General features: G+C 66.5%; 27 protein-coding genes and 1 pseudogene. 5 read left to right on the top strand and 23 right to left on the bottom strand.

Features of this window, described 5'->3' with window-relative positions; genetic code table 11:
- Positions 1 to 4 precede the first annotated feature (4 nt).
- From QP029_RS06120 to rpsH, 18 genes and pseudogenes are all read right to left on the bottom strand, one after another.
- Positions 5 to 2338, bottom strand: coding sequence for a DUF6541 family protein (locus tag QP029_RS06120; protein ID WP_284875920.1), 2334 nt, complete (start codon positions 2336 to 2338; stop codon positions 5 to 7).
- Between the two features lie 98 nt (positions 2339 to 2436).
- On the bottom strand, positions 2437 to 3309 hold the full coding sequence (truA, locus tag QP029_RS06115) for a tRNA pseudouridine(38-40) synthase TruA (protein WP_284875919.1): 873 nt from the start codon (positions 3307 to 3309) through the stop codon (positions 2437 to 2439).
- A gap of 103 nt (positions 3310 to 3412) precedes the next feature.
- Entirely contained in the window at positions 3413 to 4000 is a 588-nt protein-coding gene (gene rplQ, locus QP029_RS06110; RefSeq protein WP_284875918.1) for a 50S ribosomal protein L17, read from the bottom strand.
- A gap of 45 nt (positions 4001 to 4045) precedes the next feature.
- A pseudogene (locus QP029_RS06105) lies at positions 4046 to 5061 on the bottom strand (DNA-directed RNA polymerase subunit alpha).
- Positions 5062 to 5166: 105 nt separating this feature from the next.
- Complete coding sequence (rpsD, locus tag QP029_RS06100; RefSeq protein ID WP_284875917.1) at positions 5167 to 5772, bottom strand: 30S ribosomal protein S4; 606 nt, start codon at positions 5770 to 5772, stop codon at positions 5167 to 5169.
- 27 nt (positions 5773 to 5799) lie between these two features.
- Positions 5800 to 6204: a 30S ribosomal protein S11 gene (gene rpsK, locus QP029_RS06095; protein WP_284875916.1), complete on the bottom strand. Its 405-nt coding sequence runs from the start codon at positions 6202 to 6204 to the stop codon at positions 5800 to 5802.
- Between the two features lie 3 nt (positions 6205 to 6207).
- Positions 6208 to 6576 (bottom strand): 30S ribosomal protein S13, encoded by a 369-nt coding sequence (gene rpsM / locus QP029_RS06090; protein WP_284875915.1) that lies wholly within the window; start codon positions 6574 to 6576, stop codon positions 6208 to 6210.
- 200 nt (positions 6577 to 6776) lie between these two features.
- Entirely contained in the window at positions 6777 to 6995 is a 219-nt protein-coding gene (infA, locus tag QP029_RS06085; protein ID WP_003854422.1) for a translation initiation factor IF-1, read from the bottom strand.
- A gap of 205 nt (positions 6996 to 7200) precedes the next feature.
- A complete protein-coding gene (locus QP029_RS06080) occupies positions 7201 to 7920 on the bottom strand; it encodes a L,D-transpeptidase (RefSeq protein WP_284875914.1) in 720 nt (239 codons plus the stop codon).
- A gap of 61 nt (positions 7921 to 7981) precedes the next feature.
- Positions 7982 to 8776, bottom strand: a complete 795-nt coding sequence (gene map, locus QP029_RS06075) for a type I methionyl aminopeptidase (RefSeq protein ID WP_284875913.1) — start codon at positions 8774 to 8776, stop codon at positions 7982 to 7984.
- 86 nt (positions 8777 to 8862) lie between these two features.
- Positions 8863 to 9408 (bottom strand): adenylate kinase, encoded by a 546-nt coding sequence (locus QP029_RS06070; protein ID WP_284875912.1) that lies wholly within the window; start codon positions 9406 to 9408, stop codon positions 8863 to 8865.
- A complete protein-coding gene (gene secY / locus QP029_RS06065; protein ID WP_284875911.1) occupies positions 9405 to 10727 on the bottom strand; it encodes a preprotein translocase subunit SecY in 1323 nt (440 codons plus the stop codon). Before secY ends, QP029_RS06070 begins: the two co-directional genes overlap by 4 nt.
- Positions 10728 to 10941: 214 nt before the next feature.
- Positions 10942 to 11388 carry a 50S ribosomal protein L15 gene (gene rplO, locus QP029_RS06060; RefSeq protein ID WP_284875910.1) on the bottom strand — a complete coding sequence of 149 codons (447 nt, stop codon included), beginning with the start codon at positions 11386 to 11388 and terminating at the stop codon, positions 10942 to 10944.
- Positions 11389 to 11391: 3 nt separating this feature from the next.
- Positions 11392 to 11577: a 50S ribosomal protein L30 gene (gene rpmD, locus QP029_RS06055; RefSeq protein WP_284875909.1), complete on the bottom strand. Its 186-nt coding sequence runs from the start codon at positions 11575 to 11577 to the stop codon at positions 11392 to 11394.
- Between the two features lie 3 nt (positions 11578 to 11580).
- Entirely contained in the window at positions 11581 to 12216 is a 636-nt protein-coding gene (gene rpsE, locus QP029_RS06050) for a 30S ribosomal protein S5 (protein WP_284875908.1), read from the bottom strand.
- A gap of 40 nt (positions 12217 to 12256) precedes the next feature.
- A complete protein-coding gene (rplR, locus tag QP029_RS06045) occupies positions 12257 to 12661 on the bottom strand; it encodes a 50S ribosomal protein L18 (RefSeq protein WP_284875907.1) in 405 nt (134 codons plus the stop codon).
- A 2-nt stretch (positions 12662 to 12663) separates the two neighbouring features.
- Positions 12664 to 13200: a 50S ribosomal protein L6 gene (gene rplF / locus QP029_RS06040; RefSeq protein WP_284875906.1), complete on the bottom strand. Its 537-nt coding sequence runs from the start codon at positions 13198 to 13200 to the stop codon at positions 12664 to 12666.
- 17 nt (positions 13201 to 13217) lie between these two features.
- Positions 13218 to 13616 carry a 30S ribosomal protein S8 gene (rpsH, locus tag QP029_RS06035; RefSeq protein ID WP_284875905.1) on the bottom strand — a complete coding sequence of 133 codons (399 nt, stop codon included), beginning with the start codon at positions 13614 to 13616 and terminating at the stop codon, positions 13218 to 13220.
- 285 nt (positions 13617 to 13901) lie between these two features.
- Between rpsH and QP029_RS06030 the strand changes: the two genes are divergently transcribed.
- Entirely contained in the window at positions 13902 to 15101 is a 1200-nt protein-coding gene (locus QP029_RS06030; RefSeq protein ID WP_284875904.1) for an amidohydrolase, read from the top strand.
- 64 nt (positions 15102 to 15165) lie between these two features.
- Here QP029_RS06030 and QP029_RS06025 read toward each other — a convergent pair whose 3' ends face one another.
- A complete protein-coding gene (locus tag QP029_RS06025; protein ID WP_284875903.1) occupies positions 15166 to 16257 on the bottom strand; it encodes an MFS transporter in 1092 nt (363 codons plus the stop codon).
- 89 nt (positions 16258 to 16346) lie between these two features.
- On the opposite strand from QP029_RS06025, the gene QP029_RS06020 reads away from it, so the two are divergent.
- From QP029_RS06020 to QP029_RS06005, 4 genes are read left to right on the top strand one after another with little or no spacing between them, the layout of a single operon-like run.
- A complete protein-coding gene (locus tag QP029_RS06020; protein WP_284875902.1) occupies positions 16347 to 16529 on the top strand; it encodes a hypothetical protein in 183 nt (60 codons plus the stop codon).
- Complete coding sequence (locus tag QP029_RS06015) at positions 16516 to 16794, top strand: DUF6457 domain-containing protein (protein WP_284875901.1); 279 nt, start codon at positions 16516 to 16518, stop codon at positions 16792 to 16794. Before QP029_RS06020 ends, QP029_RS06015 begins: the two co-directional genes overlap by 14 nt.
- Positions 16794 to 17618 (top strand): formate dehydrogenase accessory sulfurtransferase FdhD, encoded by an 825-nt coding sequence (gene fdhD / locus QP029_RS06010; protein WP_432418707.1) that lies wholly within the window; start codon positions 16794 to 16796, stop codon positions 17616 to 17618. Before QP029_RS06015 ends, fdhD begins: the two co-directional genes overlap by 1 nt.
- A gap of 24 nt (positions 17619 to 17642) precedes the next feature.
- Positions 17643 to 17927 carry a GNAT family N-acetyltransferase gene (locus tag QP029_RS06005; protein ID WP_284875900.1) on the top strand — a complete coding sequence of 95 codons (285 nt, stop codon included), beginning with the start codon at positions 17643 to 17645 and terminating at the stop codon, positions 17925 to 17927.
- 76 nt (positions 17928 to 18003) lie between these two features.
- Here the strand turns inward: QP029_RS06005 and rplE are convergent, their stop codons facing one another.
- The 4 genes from rplE to QP029_RS05985 all read right to left on the bottom strand — a co-directional run bounded on the left by rplE (position 18004) and on the right by QP029_RS05985 (position 20332).
- Complete coding sequence (gene rplE, locus QP029_RS06000; RefSeq protein WP_284875899.1) at positions 18004 to 18558, bottom strand: 50S ribosomal protein L5; 555 nt, start codon at positions 18556 to 18558, stop codon at positions 18004 to 18006.
- Between the two features lies 1 nt (position 18559).
- Positions 18560 to 18874, bottom strand: coding sequence for a 50S ribosomal protein L24 (gene rplX, locus QP029_RS05995; RefSeq protein ID WP_284875898.1), 315 nt, complete (start codon positions 18872 to 18874; stop codon positions 18560 to 18562).
- Positions 18875 to 19243 (bottom strand): 50S ribosomal protein L14, encoded by a 369-nt coding sequence (gene rplN, locus QP029_RS05990; RefSeq protein ID WP_284875897.1) that lies wholly within the window; start codon positions 19241 to 19243, stop codon positions 18875 to 18877. It abuts the gene before it with no gap.
- A gap of 216 nt (positions 19244 to 19459) precedes the next feature.
- A complete protein-coding gene (locus tag QP029_RS05985; protein WP_284875896.1) occupies positions 19460 to 20332 on the bottom strand; it encodes a hypothetical protein in 873 nt (290 codons plus the stop codon).
- Position 20333 lies beyond the last annotated feature (1 nt).

Below are 20333 nucleotides of genomic sequence, written 5' to 3'. Positions count from 1 at the left end.
GAGCCTAAGGCCGGGTGGCAGGTATCTCAACCGGAGGAGTGTCCGGGTTTCCCGGGGTCTGCAGCGGGTTGGGTCCACCCAGGTCAGGCTTGGTGGGCCGGTGGATCGTCTCCGCACCGGTCTCGTCGGTCGGCAGCGGCGGGAGCGGTTCCGGGGAGTTGCCCGGGGCGCGCATCTGCTCGATCTCGGCGTCGGTGAAGGCCTCGTTGACGGCGAAGATGGCGACGTTGGCCTCCCGGTAGACGGGCGTGACACCCGGGGTGAGCCACAGGCCGTCGATGAGCGGCAGGTGCGGTTCCTGGAAGTCCCAGAAGTTCCACGGGGAGACATAGAAGAACCTGACGTCGAGGTCCTTCGCCGCCTGGTCGACGGTGTTGGTCTGCTCGGGGTCGTCGTTGTTTCCCACGCCGAGGAGGTCGCCGTGCCAGTAGAGCAGCTCCGTGTCCGTGCCGGGTTTGGCGTCGGGCCACAGGTAGTGCCGCATGACCGAGGGCAGGGAGTTGTAGGCGTACATCCAGCCGTGGCCGTCGGCGGGCTCACCCATGATGAGTCCGTCGTAGGCGCCGGGCTGTTGTGCCAGCCAGTCGAAGGCGCGCAGGTCGACGTCGGAGACCATCCGGCCGTCGAGACGCGGGCCGTTGATGCCCCATTCCGCACCCTCGAGGACCTCGTCGGCGGTGGCCCACCGGACCGTGCCCCAGCCGGCGACCAGCCCGAGGATGATCGAGACGACCGTGGTCCACGGTGCCCACTTCTTCACCGGAGCGAGGCTGAGCAGGCGGATGATCACGGCCACGCCGACGCCGGCGGCGGCGAAGGTGAACAGTGCCACCGGCATGACCAGGCGGTGGGCCGTGGAGTAGTGCAGCGAGCCGATGATGTCGAGCCACTCGTTCCACGGCTCGGCGAACGGCATGAGGGAGTTGGCGGTCAGCCAGACGCTCAGGCCGTAGAAGATCGGGGCCCACAGGTTGCGACGCCACAGGATCAGCGCCACGCCGCCGATGCCCGCCAGCCACAGCAGCAGGGTCGGGTCGAAATCGGGGAAGGCGTCGATGTGCCGGGTCTGCATGTAGATGGATTTCAGCCACGATTCCTCGCGGGTGACGTCCTCGTACGCGGTGAAGGAGGAGACCTCCTCGGTGGCCTCCGACCCGGACAGCAGCTGCGGCAGGAGGACGACGGTGCCCACGCCACCGGCCAGTGCCAGCCAGCCGAGATCCCGGAACCGGGCGCCGATCTTCCCGGCGACGGAGGTGTACCGGCGGGCGGGTGCCCACACGAGGTGGAACAGCCACCACAGCGCCAGCACCATGAGCAGGATGGTCACCGCCGAGGGGTGCAGCTGCACCAGACCGGTGAAGGACACCGCGGCGGCGAAGGCGGCGATCGGCCGGTAGGGCACGTGCATGAACAGGGCGAGGACGGTGCCGCTGACGGCGATGGCCCCGAGGTAGGGCCAGGCGCCGACGTAGGTGCCGATCCACATGAGCACCGGCGAGGCGAAGATCGCGATACCCGCGATGCCGGCCGCCAGCTGGGCGGTCAGCCCGCGGTTGCCCACCATCTTCCAGGCGATCATCGCCGCGGACAGCGGCAGCGCCATGCCCGGCAGCACGATGCTGGTCATGTTGATCGCGGCGATGGGACTCAGCCCGACCAGGTCGGCGGCGAGGTACGCACCGGTGTGCCAGGCCGACGGGTAGTAGAGGTCGGCGGCGGTCTCGATGTTGCGCAGCTCGCCCATGCGGGTGGGGTCGGCGATGCCCTCGTCCATGATCCAGCGGACCATCGACGCATGCCAGTGCACGTCCCAGCCCTGGACGATGTTCTCCAGCTGCCCCGGCGCCATCTCGAGGAAACGGAATCCCTGGGACAGGAACAGCCAGATGCCGGTGAACACGCCCGCGGCGGGCAACAGCCAGGCGGGGTCGAGGATGCCGCCTTCCCGGCGGTTCTCCCCCTCCCCGCGTATCGACGCCGCCGTGGACCCCGCCGGAGTCTCCGGCACCGCCTCCACCGGTTCCGAGGGTTCCGCTTCCGCCTCAGACTCGACTGCCGGAACCGGACGGTGCCGACGTCGTCCGACGAGCATGAACCCGAGCCTCCACACGACGGCCAGGAGGAACAGGCCGGCGTAGATGAGCAGGTAGGAGGGGGTGTCGAAGCGCCAGCCGATGACGCCGAGCAGCCAGCCGACCAGCCCGAAGGTGCCGAAGCTCACCGGGATCGAGGAGGCCAGGGCCCAGGGCAGGCGGAGACCGGAGACCCAGGCGAGGGCGGCTCCGGGCACGGTGAACACCAGCGCCGTGATGAGCACCGCCTGGAGCAGGTCCACCCTCGGCCACCGCCTTCTCAGATTTCATTAAGGTTCAGTCGTACTGAATGACAGAACAGAGTGTAACCAACGACCCTGACACCACCGGCTCGGCTCGCCTAGCCCGAACGCTCCGGAATGTCCCGCCGGTCCCGGGTGACCATCGCACGGGCCGCCAGCTCCTCGTCCGCCGGGTAGTCCACCCCGACGAGACTCAGACCCCGGGCGGCGGCGACGGGGACGCGGGAGGAACGCACGCGTTCGTCGAGAAGCTCGCCGGCGAACGAGGCCCCCCGGCGGCCCTCCCCCACCGCCAGGCACGTGCCCACGAGGGAGCGGACCATGGACCAGCAGAAGGCGTCCGCGGTGACGTACGCCTCGTAGAGCTGCGGCTCCGCCGGGGTGGACACGTCATGCCAGGTGAACGCCTGCAGATCACGCACCGTGGTGGCGTGCGGCTTCGCCCGGCAGAACGCCGCGAAGTCATGGAGGCCGACGAGGACGTCCGCGGCCGCCTGCATCGCATCGACGTCGACGGGTTTCGGCCACGCCGTGGTGTCCCGGGCCCGGCTCGGCAGCGCGCCCCGCGGGTGGGTGGTCACGCGGTAGACGTAGTGGCGGCGCAGGGCGGAGAAACGGGCGTCGAAGCCGGGCGGGGCGATCGTCACGTCGTGCACCCGCACATCCTCGGGCAGAAGTCGGCCCAGGCGCCGGACCAGACGGGCGGGGTCGCCGTCGATGGACCGCTGCTCGAGACGGTCGGCGGGCACATCAAGGTGCGCGACCTGGCCGGCGGCGTGGACGCCGGCGTCGGTGCGGCCGGCGACGGTGAGGGCGGCGTCGATACGCAGGATGCGCGACAGCGCGTCCTCCAGCACCGCCTGCACCGTGCGGAGTTCCACGCCGTCCTGCGGCGCCTGCCGGGCCCAACCGTGGAAGTCGGTGCCGTCATAGGCCAGGTCGAGGCGCAGGCGGAGGGGATCGGTAGTCATGGTGGGTTCACGATACCGGGTGGTGCACAGAGAAAACCGCACCCACCCCGCGGTGTGCGGGACGGGTGCGGTCGACTCAGCGAACTGAGGTGTGCGGGGAGAGCTACTTCTCGTCAGCCTTCTCGTCAGCCTTGGCCTCGGCGGACTCCTCGGCAGCGGACTCCGGCTGAGCCGGAGCCTCGGCCTCGACGTCGCCCTCGTTCGGCTCGGTGGCGTCAGCGGCGGTGTCGGCGGTGGTCTCCTCGGCCTTGGTCTCCTCAGCCGGAGCCTCCTCGGCAGCAGCCTTCTTGGAGGCGGCGGCGCGGGTGGCACGGGTGGCCTCGGTGCTCACGGTCTCCTCGAGAACGAGGGAGATCTGGGACATCGGGGCGTTGTCACCGGCGCGGTTCTCGAGCTTGATGATGCGGGTGTAACCACCGGCACGGTTCTCGAACTTCGGGGCCAGCTCGTTGAAGAGGTAGGCGACGACGTCCTTCTGCGGGACGTCGGCCAGCACCTGGCGGCGGGCGGCGACGGAGCCGTCCTTGGCCTTGGTGATGATCTTCTCCACGTAGGGACGCAGGGCCTTGGCCTTGGAGTCGGTGGTCTTGATTGCGCCGTGCTCGATCAGCGACGCAGCCAGGTTGGACAGGATCCTCTTCTGGTGCTGCGCGGAGCCGCCGAGACGGGCGCCCTTCTTAGGGGTAGGCATGTTGGTACTCCTCGATTACATGTGTGGTGAGCGCGGGTGGGCGTTCTACTCGGAATCTTCCGCGTCGGTGTCGACGAAATCGCCGGTCTCAGCGTCGTAGCCCTCCAGGGTGGAGGGGTCGAAATCCTCGGGGGCGTCCTTCAGGGTCAGACCCAGGCCGGAGAGCTTGATCTTCACTTCGTTGATGGACTTCTGACCGAAGTTGCGGATGTCCAGCAGGTCCGACTCGGTGCACTCTGCGAGCTCACCGACGGTGTGGATCTCCTGACGCTTCAGGCAGTTGTACGAACGAACGGAGAAGTTCAGGTCCTCGATCGGCATGCCGTAGGCGGCGATGTACTCGGTCTCCTGCGGGGAGGGGCCGATCTCGATGCCTTCGGCGGCGGTGTTGAGCTCACGGGCGAGGCCGAAGAGCTCGACGAGGGTCTTGCCCGCCGATGCGACGGCGTCGCGGGCGGTGATGGAGTTCTTGGTCTCAACGTCGATGATCAGCTTGTCGAAGTCCGTGCGCTGTTCGACACGGGTGGCCTCGACCTTGTAGCTGACCTTCAGCACCGGGGAGTAGATCTGGTCGACCGGGATCCGGCCGATGTCGCCTCCGCCGGCGGTGGTGGCCGCCGGAACGTAGCCGCGGCCACGCTCCACGATGAGCTCGATGTCGAGCTTGGCGTTCTCGTTGAGGGTCGCGATGTGCAGATCCGGGTTGTGGATCTCCACACCGGCCGGCGGCTGGATGTCGCCGGCGGTGACCTCTCCAGGCCTTCCTTGCTCAGGTACATGACCACCGGCTCGTCGGAGTCGGAGGACAGGACCAGACCCTTGATGTTGAGGATGACCTCGGAGACGTCTTCCTTCATGCCGTTGATGGTGGTGAACTCATGGAGCACACCGTCAATCTTGATGGAGGTGACGGCTGCGCCCGGGATGGACGACAGCAGGGTCCGGCGCAGCGAGTTGCCGAGGGTGTAGCCGAAACCGGGCTCGAGCGGCTCGATGACGAACCGGGAACGAGCGGAATCGATGTACTCCTCGGTGAGCGAGGGGCGCTGGGAAATAAGCATGGAACTCTCCTTGAGTCGACGCCCGCTATTTGACGTCGGTCGGAATGAGGATTGCGAGGGGGTGAAGATTCCCGTGACCGGCACGCGTGCCGGCCGGCGGAAGGGTTACTTCGAGTAGAGCTCGACGATGAGCTGCTCCTGCAGCGGAACGTCGATCTGGGCGCGCTCGGGCAGCTGGTGCACGAGGATGCGCAGGGTGGACGGAACGACCTGCAGCCAGGCCGGGACGACGGAGTCGACGAGGTTGTCCTGGGCCTCTTCGAACCAGATCATCTTCCGGGACTTCTCCCGGACATCGATGATGTCGTACTGGGAGACCCGGAAGGACGGGACGTTGACGCGCTTGCCGTTCACGGTGAAGTGACCGTGGGAGACCAGCTGACGGGCCTGGCGGCGGGTGCGTGCCAGACCTGCGCGGTAGACGACGTTGTCCAGACGGGACTCCAGGAGGACGAGCAGGTTGTCGCCGGTCTTGCCGGGACGACGGTTCGCCTCGGCGTAGTAGCGGCGGAACTGCTTCTCCATGACGCCGTAGGTGAAGCGGGCCTTCTGCTTCTCCTGCAGCTGGAGGAGGTACTCGGACTCCTTGATACGGGCGCGGCCAGCCTGACCCGGCGGGTAGGGGCGACGCTCGAATGCCATGTCTCCGCCGACGAGGTCGACGCGGAGGCGGCGGGACTTACGGGTAACGGGGCCGGTGTAACGAGCCATTGTAAGTTTCCTTTCCTTTCCTCTTGATTAAACGCGACGACGCTTCGGCGGACGGCAGCCGTTGTGCGGCTGCGGAGTCACGTCCGAGATCGAGGACACCTCGAGGCCGGCGGCCTGGAGGGAACGGATGGCGGTCTCGCGGCCGGAGCCCGGACCCTTGACGAACACGTCAACCTTCTTCATGCCGTGATCCATCGCCTTGCGGGCGGCGGACTCGGCGGCCATCTGCGCAGCGAACGGGGTGGACTTACGGGAGCCCTTGAACCCGACGTGGCCGGAGGAGGCCCAGGAGATGACAGCACCGTTGGTGTCGGTGATGGACACGATGGTGTTGTTGAAGGTGGACTTGATGTAGGCGTGGCCCTGGGCCACGTTCTTCTTTACGACGCGACGGCCGGTACGGCGCGCGCCAGAGCGTGTCTTCGGAGGCATGGTTTACTTCTTCTTTCCGGCGATCGTCTTCTTCGGACCCTTACGCGTACGAGCGTTGGTCTTGGTGCGCTGGCCCCGGACGGGCAGGCCACGACGGTGGCGCAGACCCTGGTAGGAGCCGATTTCAATCTTGCGACGGATGTCAGCCTGAACCTCGCGGCGGAGGTCACCCTCGACCTTCCAGGTGGCTTCGATGACGTCACGGAGAGCGGCAACCTGGTCATCGGACAGGTTGTCGGTGCGCAGATCGGGAGAGATGCCAGTCTCTTCGAGCAGCTTGGCGGCACGGGCGGGGCCGATGCCGTAGATGTAGGTGAGTGCGACCTCCATGCGCTTGTTGCGCGGAAGATCAACACCAGCAAGACGTGCCATGTGGTACGTACCTTTCGGGTTGTTACGGTGGTTTTCTCCCTGCTCGTCCCCACCAGGCGGTGCTTTGCCCGGACCGATGACCGGACGATGGACCGTGTTCCGTGGGGCTTCAGCCACCGTGGCCGAAGGTGAGTGGACGTGCCGGAGCCGCATGGAATGCAGCCCCCTCGCACGCGGTGGAGCAGGGAGGCGAATGGTTCTTACTTGTAGCGGTAGACGATGCGACCGCGGGTCAGGTCGTACGGAGACAGCTCCACAACGACGCGATCCTCGGGGAGGATACGGATGTAGTGCTGGCGCATCTTGCCACTGATGTGAGCGAGAACCTTGTGTCCGTTGTCGAGCTCGACACGGAACATTGCGTTCGGCAGGGGTTCGACGATGCGACCCTCAACCTCAATTGCGCCTTCCTTAGCCATATCCTCCACATTCCTGGTGCCGTTTCAGTGCGGCACCTGCATATTTACAGGCCTACTGCTGGCGCATGCGCAGGCGCACATACACCAAAGCGACATTCTACCTGCACCGGGGCCGGAAAACAAAACACCCCCGGAGCGTCGACATGCGTATCGACGCCCGCGAGGGTAGCGTTGTGCGGTTCCGCCCGGACCGCAGAACCGGGGACTAGTAGATGTAGACCTTGTCGCCGATCCGCAGGTCGTTGAAGAACTTCAGCGAGTCCTGGTAGTTGAGGCGGACGCAACCGTGGGAGAGGATGTTCGGGTCACCGGCGTGGAACGCGTGGCCGTTGTAGGTGAAGTACACGGCGTTGGGCATGGGGGCGTTGTTGAACTCCCAGGAGATCTCGTCCTTGACCTTGCGGTTGACGTAGAAGGTACCGCGCGGGGTCTCATGGCCGGCACGACCCGGACCGTGGAAGACGTCACCGTAGTAGACCTGGCCGTTGTTCTGCAGCCAGGTGCGGCGGCCGTCGATGTCGACGCAGGCTTTCGCGTCCTTCGGGCAGGAGCCGTAGTCGAACTGCGGGATCGGCGCCGCGGCCGGAGCGGCCGCGGGGGCCGGTGCCGGGCGGGAGGCCTGGATCTTCTCGTTGATCAGGCCCGGGAAGACACCCTCGACCACACCGTCGACCGCGCCGCGGATGGCGTTGGCGGTCTGCGGGTGCAGCACATTGGTCTGCTGGTGGATGGTGTTGCGGGTCTGCCAGGCGGAGTCACGCAGATCATCCTGGGAGGAACCGACCTGGCCGGCCATCTCCTCGACACCGGAGGACAGCTCCGGGAGGGGCGCCTGGGCGGAGGCGACGGCGGGGGAGACCAGCAGGGTGGCTGCGGTGGCGACGGACGCGAGGGCACCGGCTACCCGGCGGGGAAGAAAACGCATGAGAGGAGTATAAGGCAAATATTGAGAATTCATCGAACCGGGGGAAGTAATTTCCTCCGCCTCACTTTCTGGGGGTGAGGATTCGGGGGCCCCGGTCAGTGGCCGCGACGGTGTGCTCCCAGTGCGCGGCGACGGATCCGTCGAGGGTGACCACGGTCCAGTCATCATCGAGCACGGCGCTGTCGGTCGTGCCGAGGGAGAGCATCGGCTCGATGGCCAGCACCGATCCCTCCTGGATCAACGGGCCCCGACCTCCCTTGCCCTCGTTGGCCAGGTAGGGCTCCTCGTGCATGGTCTGCCCGATGCCGTGTCCGCCGTAGCCGTCGACGATGCCCAGGGCGACGCCGAACTGCTTCTCCGCGGCGCGGGTGGCCAACTCCAGGGCGTGGGAGACGTCGGTGAGCCGGTTACCCGGGACCATGGCCTTGAGGCCCTCCATGAGCACCCATTCGGTGGCGCGGTTGAGGCGGTCCACGTCATCGGAGACCTCTCCGATCCCGAAGGACCAGGCGCTGTCCCCCACCCAGCCCTCGAACGTGGCTCCGCAGTCGATGGAGATGAGGTCGCCGTCGTGCAGGACGGTCTCCGCGTCGGGGATGCCGTGGACGATGACGTCGTTGACGGAGGCGCAGATGGATCCGGGGAACCCCTGGTAGCCCAGGAACGTCGGAACCGCGCCGGCATCGCGGATGGTGGCCTCAGCGACGGCGTCGAGCTCGAGGGTGCTGACGCCGGGGCCGGCGGCCGCCTTGACTGCCTGCAGCGCGCGGCCGACGATCTCACCGGCGGCCTGCATGGCGTCCAGCTCACCGGGGGTCTTGGCGGGGATGGTGCGGCGCTTGGAACGGAAACCCATGTGTGTTCACTCCTCTGGGACAAAGACGGAGGGGCCGCGCCCCGGGATGATCCCGGGAGGCGGCCCCACGTTGACTGGGCTGACGGCTACTTACCCAGGGCAGCCATGGCGCGGTCGTTGATCTCCTCGACCTCACCCTCGGCCTCGATGGTGATGATGGCGGCGCCGTAGTGGTCGATCAACGGCGCGGTCTCGTCGCGGTAGACACCGAGACGGGTACGGATCGTCTCCTCGTTGTCGTCTGCGCGACCACGGGCGAGCATGCGCTCGACGACGACGTCCTCGGCGATGTTGAAGTTGAGCACCCCGTCGAGCTGCTGGCCGTTCTCGGACAGCAGGTCGGTGAGGATGTCCGCCTGCTCCACGGTGCGGGGGAAACCGTCGAGGAGGAAGCCGTTGGCGGCGTCGGACTCGGCGAGGCGGGACTTGACCATGCGGGCGGTGACGTCGGTGGGGACGAGCTTGCCGGCGTCGATGTAGCCCTTCGCCTCGACACCGAGCGGGGTGCCCTCACCGATGTTGGCGCGGAAGAGGTCACCGGTGGAGATGTGCGGCACACCCAGCTTCTCCGAGAGGAGAGCGGCCTGGGTGCCCTTGCCGGCACCGGGGGGTCCGAGGAGTACGAGTCTCATTTGAGCAGTCCTTCGTAGTTGCTTTGGAGAAGCTGGGATTCAATCTGCTTCACGGTGGTCAGGGCAACCGACACCATAATCAGGATGGCGGTACCGCCGAAGGCGGTCATACCGGCGCTGGCGTTGCCCACGCCCATGTCGAGCGCGATGTTCGGCAGGACAGCGATGATGCCGAGGTAGGCGGCACCGACGAAGAGAAGGCGGTTCATGACGAAACCGAGGTACTCCGCGGTCGGTCGGCCCGGGCGGATACCCGGGATGAATCCACCGTACTTCTTCATGTTCTCCGCCTGATCGTGAGGGTCGTACTGCACGGAGACGTAGAAGTAGGAGAAGAAGATGATGAGCACGAAGTACACGACGATGTACTGCCACGACGACGGGGTCATGAGGTACTGGATGACGTTGCGCTGCCACCAGTTGTCCGGCACCGTCGCGGAACCGGAGTTGACGATCTCCGTGATGAGCACCGGCATGTAGATCAACGAGGAGGCGAAGATGACCGGGATGACGCCGGCCTGGTTGACCTTGAGCGGCAGGTAGGTGGAGGTGCCACCGTACTGGCGGCGGCCGACCATGCGCTTGGCGTACTGCACCGGGATACGGCGCTGGCCCTGCTCGACGAACACGACACCGACGACGAGGAGGATGACCGCCGCGACGACGAGGGCGAAGATGACGCCACCGGAGGTCTGCAGGATGTTCATGCCGTCGGTGGGCAGTCGGGTGGCGATACCGGCGAAGATGAGCAGCGACATGCCGTTGCCCACGCCCTTCTCCGTGATGAGCTCACCGAGCCACATGACGAGGATCGCGCCCGAAGTCATCACCACGACCAGCATGATCAGGTCCCAGATGGTGCGGTCCGCGACGAGCACCTGAATGCCCTGGCCGAGCAGCTGCTCGCGGTCCGCGAGGGCGACGATACCGGCGGACTGCAGAAGGGCCAGCGCCAGGGTGAGATAACGCGTGTACTGCATCATCTTCGACTGCCCGGACTGCCCTTCCTTCTTCAGTTCCTCGAAGTGCGGGATCACCACGGTGAGCAGCTGCACGATGATCGACGCCGTGATGTACGGCATGATGCCGATGGCGAAGATCGACAGCTGCAGCAACGCACCTCCGGAGAAGAGGTTGATCAGCGAGTAGACGCTGCCCTGCTCCTGGGTGAGCTCACGCAGTCGACCACTGATCGCCGCGTAGTCCACGCCCGGGGACGGGATCTGCGCGCCGACGCGGTAGAGGATGACCATGAGCACAGTGAAGATGATCTTCTTGCGCAGATCGACATCCTTGAATGCCTGGATGATGGCGGACAACTAAGCCTCCTGGCCTTGTCTCATGGCTGCGGGCACGCCGCAGCGACAAGGGTTTGACACGATTGACTTGATCAGCCTACCAGTGCCCCCATGTCACAGCCGAGTCACGGTCCGGTGAGCGGGCCCGCTCCGGGGCCCGACATGCACCGCGCCCCCACACCGGTGACGGTGCGGGGGCGCGGTGGGTTCGACGCGGCGTCGATACGCGAGGGGTCTAGGCCTCGGTGACGGAACCGCCGGCTGCCTCGATCTTCTCGACGGCAGACTTGGAGAACTTGGTGGCGGTGACGTTCAGCTTGACGCCGAGGTCGCCGTTACCGAGCACCTTCACCGGCTGCTTCGGGCGCACGAGGCCCGCAGCGACGATGTCGGCGACGGTGACGTCGCCACCGTTCGGGAAAGCCTTCTCGAGGTCGGCGACGTTGACGACCTGGAAGACGACCTTGTTCGGGTTCTTGAAGCCCTTGAGCTTCGGCAGACGCATGTGCAGCGGCATCTGGCCACCCTCGAAAGCGGCCGAAACCTGCTTCCGGGCGCGGGTGCCCTTGGTACCACGGCCTGCGGTCTTACCCTTGGAGGCCTCGCCTCGACCCACACGGGTCTTCGGCGTGTTGGCGCCCTTCGCCGGGCGCAGATCATGAAGCTTGATGATGTCGCTCACGTGTTACTCCCCTGCCACTTCTTCGACCGTGACCAGGTGACGCACGACGAGGATCTGTCCGCGGACAGCCTCGTTGTCCTGCTTGATCACGGACTGGCGGATCTTGCGCAGGCCGAGGGCCTGCAGATTTGCACGGGTCTTCGGCTTCTCGCCGACGTAACCCTTGTTGAGGGTGATCTTCAGAGCCATGGTTTACGCCTCCTGACCTGCGCGGGCGCGCAGCATACGAGCCGGAGCGACCTCCTCGAGGGTCTTTCCGCGGCGAGCGGCGACCTCCTCGGGGCGGACCAGCTGCTTCAGGCCGGCCACGGTGGCGTGGACGACGTTGATGGCGTTGTCGGAGCCCAGGGACTTCGACAGGATGTCCTGGATGCCAGCACACTCGAGCACCGGGCGGGCGGCGCCGCCGGCGATGACACCGGTACCCGGTGCGGCCGGGCGGAGCATGACGACGCCCGCTGCGGCCTCACCCTGGACCGGGTGGGTGATGGTGCCGCCGACCATCGGGACGCGGAAGAAGTTCTTGCGAGCCTCTTCAGCACCCTTCTGGATGGCAGCCGGAACTTCCTTGGCCTTGCCGTAACCGACGCCGACCATGCCCTGGCCGTCGCCCACGATCACCAGAGCGGTGAAGCTGAAGCGACGACCACCCTTCACGACCTTGGACACGCGGTTGATGGTGACGACGCGCTCGATGTACTGGTTGCGCTCGTCCTGCTGCTGATTGCGACGGTCGTCGCGGCGGCCGCCGCGACGCTCGTTGCGATCGTTCTTCTTGTTGTTGTCGTCGGCGGAGCGTCCGCCGTCACGCCGTTCACGTCCCGGCATTACGCGATCCTTCCGTTGATGTTCTTGGAGTCGGTGATCATTAGAACTTCAGACCACCTTCACGTGCGGCATCGGCCAGAGCGGCGATGCGGCCGTGGTACTTGTAGCCCGCACGGTCGAAGACGACCTTCTCGATGCCGGCAGCCTTGGCGCGCTCAGCGATGAGCTCACCGACCTTGGCACCCTTGGCCTTCTTGTCTCCCTCGACGGTGCGCACGTCCGGCTCCATGGTGGAGGCGGCGACCAGGGTGTGGCCGGCGGCATCGTCGATGACCTGCACGTGCAGGTGACGGGAGGTGCGGTGCACGACCAGACGCGGCGCCTCGGGGGTGCCACGCAGGGTCTTGCGGATACGGAAATGACGGCGTGCGCGGGCAGCGCGGCGGCGGGACGAGATGTCCTTGCCGACCGGCGTGCGCTTGGAGTTCTCTGCAGTGTTGCTCATGCTTACTTACCCGTCTTTCCGACCTTGCGGCGGACCTGCTCGCCCTCGTAGCGGATGCCCTTACCCTTGTAGGGGTCGTCCTTCCGCAGACGACGGATGTTGGCGGCGATCTGCCCGACCTGCTGCTTGTCAATACCCGTGATGGAGAACTTGGTGGTTCCGTCAACCGCGAAGGTGACGCCCTCCGGAGCCTCGATCAGGATCGGGTGGGAGTAACCGAGGGCGAACTCGAGGTTCTTGCCCTTGGCCTGGACGCGGTAACCCACGCCGAAGATCTCCATCTTGATGGTGTAGCCCTCGGTCACGCCGACAACCATGTTGTTGACGAGTGAACGGGACAGACCGTGCAGAGCACGGTTCTTGCGGTGATCGTCCGGGCGGGAGACAACGAGCTCGTTGTCCTGCTCAACGACGGAGATCGGAGCCGGAACCTCGAGAGACAGGGTGCCCTTCGGGCCCTTGACCTCGATGTTCTGGCCGTCGATCGTCGTGGTGACGCCGGACGGGATGGCAATCGGGTCCTTACCGATACGCGACATGTGTTCTCAATCCTCCCTTACCAGACGTAGGCGAGGACTTCTCCGCCTACACCCTTCTCGGTTGCCTGGCGGTCGGTCAGGAGGCCCTGGGACGTGGAGATGATGGCCACGCCCAGGCCACCGAGGACCTGCGGCAGGTTGGTGGACTTGGCATACACGCGCAGACCCGGCTTGGACACGCGACGCACACCAGCGATGGAGCGCTCACGGGACGGGCCGTACTTCAGCTCGAGGGACAGGGTCTTGCCGACCTTGGCGTCCTCGACGGTGTATTCAGCGATGTAGCCCTCCTGCTTGAGGATCTCCGCGATGTTGACCTTCAGCTTCGAGGAGGGCATCGACACGGTGTCGTGGTGCGCGTGGTTCGCGTTGCGCACACGCGACAGCATGTCGGCGATAGGATCTGTCATGGTCATTAGTGTGACCGGCACCTTTCTCGTTGGGGTTCCCTTACCCACCGTGGTCGTGGCCGAGTGTTCCGTCGGGCCACTTCACGCTCCCCGGGCTCAGTAACCCGGGGCGCTCGCTGCCACTTTCCACTCGGTCGCCATGTTGGCGGGGGGCCTACAACAAAGTTGGGATGTTCATGTTCTAGGACGGTCCGGCGCGCCCGCGAAAAGGGCGCACGAGTCCGACGACCCACACTACTACCCCGACCTGCGGGAACAAAATCCCCCGACCGGTCGGCGTAGCGTGGGCTCATGTCCCTCAACCGTGATTCCGTCCACGCCCTTCTCGCCGACCTCGACACCACCCGCGAGCAGCGGGAAGAGCTCTACATCCACTTCCACCGGCACCCCGAACTGTCGATGCAGGAGTTCGGCACCGCCGACCGCATCCGCACCGAACTCGAGGCCGCCGGCATCGACGTCCGCGCAGTGGGCCGCACGGGCCTGGTCGCCGTCATCGCCAACGAAGACGGTCCGACCGTGGCCATGAGGGCGGACATCGACGCCCTCCCGATCACCGAGGATTCCGGCAAGCCCTATGCCGCGACCGGCGACGTCGCCCATGCCTGCGGGCATGACGTCCACATCATCTCACTGCTCAGCGCGTGCCTGGCGTTCCACCGCCACCGCGACGCGTGGTCCGGCACCTTCATCGGCGTGTTCCAGCCCGGTGAGGAGGCGGCCGCCGGGGCCCGGTCCATGGTCGAGGCGGGCATCGCCGAGATCATGCCCACCCCGGACGTCTACCTCGGCCAGCACGTCCTGGGCACCATCCCCGGCGGACACGTGGGCACCAACCCAGGGCCCACACTGTCGGCTGCCGCCTCCATCCGGGTCACCGTCCACGGCACCGGCACCCACGGTTCCATGCCGGAGAAGGGGGTGGACCCGGTCGTGCTCGGCGCTTCCATCGTCCTGCGCCTGCAGACCATCGTCGCCCGTGAGGTCTCCCCCACCGACGTCGCCGTGGTCACCGTCGGCGCCCTGCAGGCGGGCTCGAAGTCCAACATCATCCCCGCCAGCGCGGAGCTGCTCATCAACACCCGCGCGTATGACGAGGACGTGGAGAAGCACCTGCACGCCGCCATCGAGCGGATCGTACGGGCGGAGTGCGCGGCGTCGAGAAGCCCGCGGGAACCGGAGTTCGAGTACTACGACCAGTACCCGGTCACCGACAACGACGCGGACGTCACCGCCGCGGTGCGGGAGTCCTTCGACGCGTGGTTCGGGGACCGCTCCCAGGACCTGGCACCCGTCTCCGCGTCCGAGGACTTCACCGTCATCCCCGACGCCCTCGGGGTGCCGTACACCTACTGGGGGCTGGGCGGCTTCGTCGACCAGGCCGCCGCCCCCGGCAACCACAATCCGGCGTTCGCACCCGATCTGCAGCCGACACTGGACACGGGGCTGGCGGCGATCGTCGTCGCTGCCTCGACCTGGCTGACCCGCTGACGTCGCACGACGAGACCCCCTGCCCGGCAATCCGGTCAGGGGGTTCGGCGTAGGTGGGGTGGGTCTAGCCGGCGGCCAGCTCCTCCGGGGTCTTGTTCTTCAGCAGGAACGGGACCAGGCCGGAGATGAGCAGCAGGACAGCCATGACGATGAACGGGACGACGTAGCCGCCGGTGATGTCGACGAGGATGCCGATGCCGGAGCCCTGGACGATGCCGCCGACGAAGGCGCCGATGTTGATGACGGCGAAGGCGGAGCCGATGATGCGGACCGGGATGGTCTGGTACGGCAGCATGAGGATGACACCGAAGGCCCACATGATGGCCATGGAGGACATCCAGAGGCAGATCGCGGAGATCCAGAAGCCGGCGGCACCGCTGACGAAGAGCGGGACCACGACCGTGGCGACGAGGAAGACGGCACCGATGACGCGCATCATGAACATGAACTGCTTCTCACGGCCGGAGAAGAACTTCTTGATCACGTCGGCGGCGGTCCAGGTGGCCACCAGCAGGGTGATGCCGTAGCCGACCATGACGACGGTCAGGGCGGCGGTCGACGGGTTGAAGGTCTCGACGTACATGACGTTGGACCAGTTGAGCAGGGCCACGCCGACGAGGTTGTTGAGCAGGAGGGTCACGGCGAGGACCAGGGCGTTGCGGTTGGACCACGCCTCGGTGATCTTGACGTCCTTCTTCGGTGCCGCTGCGGCGGCGGCAGCGGCCTCGGCGGCGGCCGGGTCGCTGGCCTCCGGGTTGGAGGGCACGAGGAAGATGAACAGGAAGAAGCAGAGCGCGAACAGGGCGGCCATGATCCAGAAGGCGATGCGGAAGTCGTTCTGGACGATGAAGGGCTGGAACACCAGGTAGACGAGGATGGTGCCGATACCGGCGGTGGCGACGACGCGACCCTGGGCGGAACCGCGGACCTCCGGGGAGAAGATGCGGGCGATGATCGGCGGGGTGCCGTTGGTGTAGCCGGCCTGACCGAAGCCGACGATCATGCGGGCGAGGATGATCATGACGGCGAAGGCGCCGCCACCGATGAGCCCGGCGCCTCCGAAGAAGACCTCACCGACGACGAGGAGGAGCAGACAGATGGGGACGAAGATCTTGTAGCCGAACTTGTCCACGAACCAGCCCGCCACGAAGGTCATGACGATGAAGGTGATGTAGAAGAAGGTGGTGAGGTTACCGATCTGGGCCTTGGTGAGGGCGTCGTGGCCTCGGCGCCACCGTCTTCTCGGTGGGCACCGCCGCAGGCACACCGCTGTGGGGGTTCGTCCAGGACGCCACCGGCGACTTCGAGCTCGCCTTCCGCCTGCTCCCCCTGCTCCTGGCGATCACCGTCGCCGGGCTCCTGCTGGCGATGAACCGGGGTCAGGCGTTCTACACCGGCAACTACACTGAGCCGCATGCCCGAGCGTAAGAACGAGAACCTCGACTCCGCCCACCGGTGGCTGGACACCGCCGCCACCGAGCTGGACCTGGACCCCGCCCTGGTGCGCGACCTCATGCGTGATCTGCTGGATCTCACCCGCGACGTCGCCCACGGCCCCTCCCGGCCGGCCGCCCCGGTCACCGCCTTCCTCGTCGGTCTCTCCGCCGGCCGCGCCGGCGGCGACCCCGTGCCCGAGGTCCGCGAGCGCATCGCCCGTCTCACCGCCCTGCTCGTAGGCGAGGAGCAGGCCTGATGGGGCGCCTCAACCGCAGCTTCGCCGTCACCCGGGTCACCGTCGACGGGGACCGGGTCCACACCGACACCCGCGCGGACACCGTCACCGTCGAGGAACCCCTGGAGATCCGCGTCGGTGGCCCGACCCTGACCACTACCATGCGCACCCCCGGCCACGACGTCGAACTCCTCCACGGATTCCTCTACGGCGAAGGGCTGATCACCTCCGCCGCGGATGTGTCCACCGCCCGCTACTGTGCAGGAGCGACCGGAGTCGACGGCATGAACACCTACAACGTCCTGGACGTGGAGCTGGCCGCCGGAGTCGCCCCACCCGGGCCCGAGCTGTTGCGCCTCACGCCGACGTCCTCGGCCTGCGGGGTGTGCGGCACCAGCTCCATCGACCAGATCATGCGCCGTTCCGACCGGCCCCTCACGCAGATCACCCTCGATCCGGCTGTCGTGGTCACCCTCCCGGATCGCCTGCGGGAGGAGCAGAAGCAGTTCCGCCGCACCGGCGGCCTGCACGCCGCCGGGGCATTCACCCTCGACGGGGAGGCCGTCGTCGTCCGGGAAGACATCGGCCGCCACAACGCCGCCGACAAGGTCATCGGGCACCTACTGCTGGAGAGCCGGCTGCCGGCGGACAACCTCCTCCTGGTGATGAGCTCCCGGGCGTCCTTCGAACTGGTGCAGAAGGCGGTCACCGCCGGTTTCGGTGGGCTGGTGGCCGTGTCGGCGGCCAGCTCCCTGGCGGTGGAACTGGCACGGGAGGCGGGACTGGCGTTGACCGGCTTCACCCGCGGCGACCGCTTCAACCTCTATTCCGGCGAGCTGTCCTGACCCCGGCGGGCTAGGCTCCGGGGTATGGCCCACCAGATACGTAATGACACCGCCCGCCACGCCTACGTCCTCACCGTCGACGGTCGCGAGGTGGGTCACCTCAGCTACATCCTGTTCGCGGGTGCCGTCGACCTCGAGCACACGGAGATCACCGAGGAATTCGCCGGGCAGGGGCTGTCCGGGGAGCTGGCCCGCCACGCCCTCGAGGACATCCGCACCCGGGAGCTCAAGGCGATGATCACGTGCCCGGCGGTTCGCTCCTTCGTCAACAAGAATCCGCGCTACGCGGACCTGGTCACCGAACCCTAGAAACGACGACACCCCCACCGCAGTGCGGTGGGGGTGAAGGCGCGGCGCCGGGTACGGGCCGGCGTCGATACGCTACCTACTTCTTGAAGGGGAAGCCCAGCTCGCGGAGCAGGGCACGACCCTCGTCGTTGTTGGTGGCGGTGGTGACGACGGTGATGTCCATGCCGCGCGGACGATCAACCTTGTCGACGTCGATCTCGTAGAACATGGTCTGCTCGGTGAGGCCGAAGGTGTAGTTGCCGTGGCCGTCGAACTGCTGGTCCGACAGGCCGCGGAAGTCGCGGATACGCGGGAGGGCGACGGTCAGCAGACGGTCGAGGAACTCCCACATACGGTCACCACGGAGGGTGACGCGGGCGCCGATCGGCATGCCCTCACGAAGCTTGAAGTTCGCGATGGAGGTCTTGGCGCGACGCAGCTGCGGCTTCTGACCGGTGATGAGGGTCAGATCCTCGATGGCGCCGTTGATCAGCTTGGAGTCACGGGCAGCCTCGCCGACGCCCATGTTGACGACGACCTTGGAAACGCCCGGGATCTGCATGACGTTGTCGAAGGAGAACTCGTCGTTGAGCTTGGTGCGGATTTCCTCGCGGTAGCGAGTCTTCAGACGCGGGGTGTAGTTCTCGGCCATGTTAGATGTCCTTCCCGTTACGACGCGAGACACGGACCTTCTTGCCGTTCTCGTCGAAGCGGTAACCGACGCGGGTCGGGTTGCCGTCGGAGTCCAGGACCATCACGTTGGAGACGTGGATCGGTGCCTCCTGGGTGACGATGCCACCGGACTCGGCGCCACGCTCCGGAGCGGAGTTGGCGACGTGCTTCTTGATGCGGTTGACGCCCTCGACGAGGACCTTCTCGGTCTTCGGGAAAGCCTGGATGACCTTGCCCTGGGCACCCTTGTCGGGGCCAGAGATGACGAGGACCATATCGCCCTTGTGGATCTTCAACTAGATCACCTCCGGTGCAAGCGACACGATCTTCATGAACTTCTTGTCACGAAGCTCACGAGCAACCGGGCCGAAGATACGGGTGCCGCGCGGCTCATTGTCGGCCTTGATGAGGACAGCCGCGTTCTCGTCGAAGCGGATGTAGGAGCCGTCCGGACGACGGGTCTCCTTCTTGGTACGGACGATGACGGCCTTGACGATCTCGCCGCTCTTCACGTTGCCACCCGGGGTGGCCTCCTTGACGGTGGCGACGATGGTGTCACCGATTCCGGCAAAGCGTCGGGTCGAGCCACCGAGCACGCGGATGCACAGGATTTCCCTGGCACCGGTGTTGTCGGCGACCTTCAGACGCGATTCCTGCTGAATCACTGTGGTCTCCTGACCTGGATTGATGTGCGTGAGATTTCCGGCCTGCACGCACCTGGTCTTGTATGTCCTGCCGTTGCCCCTGCTTATCGACGAACGCGTCACGCAGACGGTCGAAGGGTCTCGGCGTCGAGTCCGGAAAAGCACCCGACCCCGACCAGCACGGTCAACCCGGATAGTCAACCACGCTCACCGGGCAGAATCCAAATCACCGGCAGTTCAGGACGGGCGCTCCACCAGCTCCCGCAGCACCCGCTCCTCCTCGCTCGCGGGCGGCTCCCCGGACTCCCCGCCGATGACAGCATCATGGCGCCCGACCGACAGCCCGGTGCCGTCCGGTGCCACCTGCGCCAGCGCGGTGATGAACTGCGGTTCGATCGTCTCGTGCCGGGCCTGGATCCGGTCGATCCTCCCCTCCCGCACGTGGATCTCCGGAAGGTACATCTCACCGGCCGCCGCCCGCATCCGGTCCGCGAGGAGGAGACTGTCGTAGATCACCTCCTCGGTGAGCCCGCCCGGGTGCAGGTGCAGGGCACTGTCGGTGTGCACCGGGCTGATCCTCACGACCCCGGGATGTCTCCCCTCCTCCAGGGCCTGAGTCAGCTGCGGGGCCAGGGATGCGATCGTCCGGTACCTCTCCGGCCACACCTCGAGCACCAGGGTGTCCGGGCTGTTGACCTCCATGCGGGTGACCCCCGGGTCGATCAGTGCCTCAAGGACCTCCTGGGTGGCGGGGCCGGGGACGGTCCGCATCTGGATCTCGGTGTCCCCCACCACGGACACGACGTTGCCGTTCAGGGTGTCGTACCCGGCTGTCCGCGCGGCCGAGAGGTTGTCCTGCAGCAGATCGACCAGCTCCGTGAAACCGGCGGGCGTGGTCTCCTCCCGCGGGCCCATCATCGTCGGCATGGTCCCCGGGGTGCCGTCGGAGGTCGCGGAGTAGCGGACCCGGTCCGACAGACCCCGCTCCCGGGCCTGCGACTCCATCGTCTCCAGCACCGGCCCGGCGTCGGGGATTCCGCATGCGGCGGTCCAGGCCACGGCCGTCGCGGCGACCAGGCCCGTGGCCAGCGTTCTCAGTGCGCGGATCATG

Origin of the sequence: Corynebacterium suedekumii (genome assembly GCF_030252185.1) — a bacterium.
Classification (GTDB): Bacteria; Actinomycetota; Actinomycetes; order Mycobacteriales; family Mycobacteriaceae; genus Corynebacterium; species Corynebacterium suedekumii.
Note: the sequence above shows the minus strand (reverse complement) of the source record. Positions and strands in the feature narration are given on the sequence as shown.

Excerpts from the sequence above, each read along its gene's own strand:
- map (WP_284875913.1), bottom strand. The coding sequence starts at position 8,776 with ATGGGTTTCCGTTCCAAGCGCCGCACCATCCCCGCCAAGACCCCCGGT.
- rpsD (WP_284875917.1), bottom strand. The coding sequence starts at position 5,772 with ATGGCTCGTTACACCGGCCCCGTTACCCGTAAGTCCCGCCGCCTCCGC.
- rpsH (WP_284875905.1), bottom strand. The coding sequence starts at position 13,616 with ATGACCATGACAGATCCTATCGCCGACATGCTGTCGCGTGTGCGCAAC.
- rplE (WP_284875899.1), bottom strand. The coding sequence starts at position 18,558 with ATGGCCGAGAACTACACCCCGCGTCTGAAGACTCGCTACCGCGAGGAA.
- QP029_RS06030 (WP_284875904.1), top strand. The coding sequence starts at position 13,902 with ATGTCCCTCAACCGTGATTCCGTCCACGCCCTTCTCGCCGACCTCGAC.
- rpsE (WP_284875908.1), bottom strand. The coding sequence starts at position 12,216 with ATGCCGGGACGTGAACGGCGTGACGGCGGACGCTCCGCCGACGACAAC.
- rpmD (WP_284875909.1), bottom strand. The coding sequence starts at position 11,577 with ATGGCTCTGAAGATCACCCTCAACAAGGGTTACGTCGGCGAGAAGCCG.
- rpsK (WP_284875916.1), bottom strand. The coding sequence starts at position 6,204 with ATGCCTCCGAAGACACGCTCTGGCGCGCGCCGTACCGGCCGTCGCGTC.
- QP029_RS06005 (WP_284875900.1), top strand. The coding sequence starts at position 17,643 with ATGGCCCACCAGATACGTAATGACACCGCCCGCCACGCCTACGTCCTC.
- rplQ (WP_284875918.1), bottom strand. The coding sequence starts at position 4,000 with ATGCCTACCCCTAAGAAGGGCGCCCGTCTCGGCGGCTCCGCGCAGCAC.
- QP029_RS06070 (WP_284875912.1), bottom strand. The coding sequence starts at position 9,408 with ATGAGACTCGTACTCCTCGGACCCCCCGGTGCCGGCAAGGGCACCCAG.
- rpsM (WP_284875915.1), bottom strand. The coding sequence starts at position 6,576 with ATGGCACGTCTTGCTGGTGTTGATCTTCCGCGCAACAAGCGCATGGAG.
- QP029_RS06015 (WP_284875901.1), top strand. The coding sequence starts at position 16,516 with ATGCCCGAGCGTAAGAACGAGAACCTCGACTCCGCCCACCGGTGGCTG.
- QP029_RS06025 (WP_284875903.1), bottom strand. The coding sequence starts at position 16,257 with ATGACCTTCGTGGCGGGCTGGTTCGTGGACAAGTTCGGCTACAAGATC.
- QP029_RS06080 (WP_284875914.1), bottom strand. The coding sequence starts at position 7,920 with ATGCGTTTTCTTCCCCGCCGGGTAGCCGGTGCCCTCGCGTCCGTCGCC.
- infA (WP_003854422.1), bottom strand. The coding sequence starts at position 6,995 with ATGGCTAAGGAAGGCGCAATTGAGGTTGAGGGTCGCATCGTCGAACCC.
- QP029_RS05985 (WP_284875896.1), bottom strand. The coding sequence starts at position 20,332 with ATGATCCGCGCACTGAGAACGCTGGCCACGGGCCTGGTCGCCGCGACG.
- rplR (WP_284875907.1), bottom strand. The coding sequence starts at position 12,661 with ATGAGCAACACTGCAGAGAACTCCAAGCGCACGCCGGTCGGCAAGGAC.
- fdhD (WP_432418707.1), top strand. The coding sequence starts at position 16,794 with ATGGGGCGCCTCAACCGCAGCTTCGCCGTCACCCGGGTCACCGTCGAC.
- truA (WP_284875919.1), bottom strand. The coding sequence starts at position 3,309 with ATGACTACCGATCCCCTCCGCCTGCGCCTCGACCTGGCCTATGACGGC.
- rplF (WP_284875906.1), bottom strand. The coding sequence starts at position 13,200 with ATGTCGCGTATCGGTAAGGACCCGATTGCCATCCCGTCCGGCGTCACC.